This is a genomic window from Marinifilum sp. JC120, assembly GCA_004923195.1.
GTDB lineage: Bacteria > Desulfobacterota > Desulfovibrionia > Desulfovibrionales > Desulfovibrionaceae > Maridesulfovibrio.
In genome coordinates, this window is record RDSB01000212.1 from 1 (window position 1) to 427 (window position 427).

At 54.6% G+C, this 427-nt stretch carries 1 protein-coding gene; it reads left to right on the forward strand.

The genetic code is table 11. From position 1 onward, the window contains the following. On the forward strand, positions 1-427 hold a 427-nt coding region (locus D0S45_20890), incomplete at both ends, for a phage terminase large subunit family protein (GenBank protein TIH04497.1).

The following is a 427-nucleotide window of genomic DNA, read 5'->3' on the forward strand; positions in this document are numbered from 1 at the left end:
ACCTGACCGCAGAAGTCACTGCAGACAGCGGGGAATATCAGGTGTTGAGCCGACTATTCGTGATATTCCGTCGCTGCTGGCGCTGGCCCCGTGGTATGGCAAAAAGCACCGGGATAACACGCTCACCATGAAGCGTTTCACTAATGGGCGTGGCTTCTGGTGCCTGGGCGGTAAAGCGGCAAAAAACTACCGTGAAAAGTCGGTGGATGTGGCGGGTTATGATGAACTTGCTGCTTTTGATGATGATATTGAACAGGAAGGCTCTCCGACGTTCCTGGGTGACAAGCGTATTGAAGGCTCGGTCTGGCCAAAGTCCATCCGTGGCTCCACGCCAAAAGTGAGAGGCACCTGTCAGATTGAGCGTGCAGCCAGTGAATCCCCGCATTTTATGCGTTTTCATGTTGCCTGCCCGCATTGCGGGGAGGAG